Genomic DNA, 1,619 nt, shown 5'->3' with positions numbered 1-1,619 from the left:
TTTGAGCCTGGGCAACTGAGCGCTGCTGCGTAGCCCGCCCCGGTTTCCGCGCCTGCGGAACCGGGGCGCGTGGGGGCGGAGCCCCGCGAACTAACGCCGCACCCGACGCCACACCCCCGGGGCCACGGCGATCGCCACCGTCAGCAGCACCGCCGCCACCACCCCCTCCCACGGCTCGCGGAACAGCGAACCGCCCAGCAGACCGATCAGCTGGTACGTCCCGGCCCAGGCCAGCGCCGCCGGGGCCGCGCCACGCGCGAACCTCCGCAGCGGCCAGCGGGCCAGCAGACAGGCCAGCATCACCGGGATCCGGCCCGCCGGGACCAGCCGGGACAGCACCAGCATCGCCACCCCGTGGTCGGTGAGCTTCGTCCGCGCCTGGTCCAGCCGCTCCGGCGCCGCATGGTCGTGGATGCGCTCCAGCCACCGCGAGCCGTTCTTGGACCGCACTCCGCGCCGCCCCAGCCAGTACAGCGCGAGGTCCCCGAGGAACGCGGCGAGCGCGGCGACGCCGAAGCTGAACAGCAGCGAGAACGGCGAGGACTGGTGGACCGCGACCACGGCCGCCGAGCTGACCACCGCCCCGGTCGGCACCACCGGCACCAGCGACCCCAGCACCACCAGCAGGAACAGCGACGGATAGCCCACCGCCTGCTGGGTGGACTCGGCCGGCAGGCGTGCCAGTTCGCCTATCACCTGGCGGGCTCCAGCCGCACGCACTCCCCGTGCCGCAGCCGGTGCACCGAGGCGTCGGGCGCCAGCCGCCCCGCGTGGCGGACGAAGTCGTCGCCCGGCGCATGGAATTCATGCGGCCGCACGGCGTCCAGGCCGATCGGCCAGTACGTCCCGTAGTGCACCGGCACCGCGCTGCGCGCCCCCAGCCGGGCCAGCGCCTCGGCGGCGCGGCCCGCGTCGAGGTGGCCGTGGCCCAGGTACGGACCCCAGCCGCCGACCGGCAGCAGCGCCACGTCACACGGGCCGACCGCGTCCGCCATCGCGTCGAACAGCCCGGTGTCGCCCGCGAAGTACGTGGTGGCCTCGCCGTGCAGCACGTACCCGAGCGCGGGCGCCCGGTGCGGCCCGAACGGCAGGCGGCGGCCGTCGTGGGCGGCGGGCACGGCCCGGATCCGTACGTCGCCGACCGACACCTCGTCGCCCGGCCGCACCTCGGTGACCGGCAGATCGCCCGCCGCGGCCACCCGCCGCAGCCCCGGCACGGCCCGCCCGGCGCCGTACGGCACGATCAGCCGGGTGCCGGGCCACAGCCGGGCCAGCGAGCCGAGGTGGAGATGGTCGGCGTGCAGATGGGAGACGAGCGCGACGTCCGCCACCGCCGCGTCCGGCGGCGGCACGGGTCCGCGGCGGCGGCGCAGATGGGCCAGCCGCCGTACGAAGAGGGGATCGGTCAGCACCCGTACGCCGGAGTCCCGCACGGTCGCGGTGGCATGCCCCCACCAGGTGATCTCCACCGACACGCGGTGCCTCCCGTCGCGCACGTACCACACCGTCGGGTCCGATCCTCTCACCCCGGCGGCCCTCGTTTGCAGTCACTCGAGCCAGGGTATGCATGAGTCATGCATGGCTCGGACTTCGAAACTGACACCGAACCCGACATCGAG

Annotated in this window: 2 protein-coding genes; both read right to left on the bottom strand. The window is 75.0% G+C overall.

All coding sequences use genetic code 11. The annotated features are described in order from the left end of the window. Positions 1-90: 90 nt before the first annotated feature. Entirely contained in the window at positions 91-696 is a 606-nt protein-coding gene (locus SSOG_RS10140) for a DedA family protein (RefSeq protein WP_039937093.1), read from the bottom strand. After that, entirely contained in the window at positions 693-1,475 is a 783-nt protein-coding gene (locus SSOG_RS10135; RefSeq protein WP_039937091.1) for an MBL fold metallo-hydrolase, read from the bottom strand. Before SSOG_RS10135 ends, SSOG_RS10140 begins: the two co-directional genes overlap by 4 nt. Between the last annotated feature and the right edge of the window lie 144 nt (positions 1,476-1,619).

This window comes from Streptomyces himastatinicus ATCC 53653, assembly GCF_000158915.1.
Taxonomy (GTDB): domain Bacteria; phylum Actinomycetota; class Actinomycetes; order Streptomycetales; family Streptomycetaceae; genus Streptomyces; species Streptomyces himastatinicus.
Note: the sequence above shows the minus strand (reverse complement) of the source record. Positions and strands in the feature narration are given on the sequence as shown.